1 rRNA gene (only partly in view) is annotated in these 1,350 nt (G+C 56.6%); it reads right to left on the bottom strand.

The window, feature by feature from the left end:
• A 23S ribosomal RNA gene (locus tag ACFVVX_RS37825) occupies nucleotides 1-1,282 on the bottom strand (it extends 1,493 nt beyond the left edge of the window).
• Nucleotides 1,283-1,350 lie beyond the last annotated feature (68 nt).

Genomic DNA, 1,350 nt, shown 5'->3' with positions numbered 1-1,350 from the left:
GTATTGCTGCAATGACACGACTTCGGTGGTGTGCTTGAGCCCCGCTACATTGTCGGCGCGGAATCACTTGACCAGTGAGCTATTACGCACTCTTTCAAGGGTGGCTGCTTCTAAGCCAACCTCCTGGTTGTCTCTGCGACTCCACATCCTTTCCCACTTAGCACACGCTTAGGGACCTTAGTCGGTGTTCTGGGCTGTTTCCCTCTCGACCATGGAGCTTATCCCCCACAGTCTCACTGCCACGCTCTCACTTACCGGCATTCGGAGTTTGGCTAAGGTCAGTAACCCGGTGAGGCCCATCGCCTATCCAGTGCTCTACCTCCGGCAAGAAACACGTGACGCTGCACCTAAATGCATTTCGGGGAGAACCAGCTATCACGGAGTTTGATTGGCCTTTCACCCCTAACCACAGGTCATCCCCCAGGTTTTCAACCCTGGTGGGTTCGGTCCTCCACGAAGTCTTACCTCCGCTTCAACCTGCCCATGGCTAGATCACTCCGCTTCGGGTCTTGGGCATGCAACTCAAACGCCCTATTCGGACTCGCTTTCGCTACGGCTACCCCACACGGGTTAACCTCGCTACACACCGCAAACTCGCAGGCTCATTCTTCAAAAGGCACGCAGTCACGAGACACACAGCAAGCTGCATGTCCGACGCTCCCACGGCTTGTAGGCACACGGTTTCAGGTACTATTTCACTCCGCTCCCGCGGTACTTTTCACCATTCCCTCACGGTACTATCCGCTATCGGTCACCAGGGAATATTTAGGCTTAGCGGGTGGTCCCGCCAGATTCACACGGGATTTCTCGGGCCCCGTGCTACTTGGGAGATGAGCAAGCAAGCCGTACAGATTTCGTCTACGGGGGTCTTACCCTCTACGCCGGACCTTTCGCATGTCCTTCGACTATCCATACGGTTTCTGACTCGCCCAGCCGCCGGCAGACGACTGAAGCTCATTCCCACAACCCCGTAATGGCAACCCCTGCCGGGTCTCACACCATCACGGTTTAGCCTCATCCGGTTTCGCTCGCCACTACTCCCGGAATCACGGTTGTTTTCTCTTCCTGCGGGTACTGAGATGTTTCACTTCCCCGCGTTCCCTCCACATACCCTATGTGTTCAGGTATGGGTGACAGCCCATGACGACTGCCGGGTTTCCCCATTCGGAAACCCCCGGATCAAAGCCTGGTTGACGGCTCCCCGGGGACTATCGTGGCCTCCCACGTCCTTCATCGGTTCCTGGTGCCAAGGCATCCACCGTGCGCCCTTAAAAACTTGGCCACAGATGCTCGCGTCCACTGTGCAGTTCTCAAACAACGACCAGTCACCCACCACCAGGACACCCACGT

Origin of the sequence: Kitasatospora sp. NPDC058170 (assembly GCF_042883905.1) — a bacterium.
Taxonomy (GTDB): domain Bacteria; phylum Actinomycetota; class Actinomycetes; order Streptomycetales; family Streptomycetaceae; genus Kitasatospora.
Note: the sequence above shows the minus strand (reverse complement) of the source record. Positions and strands in the feature narration are given on the sequence as shown.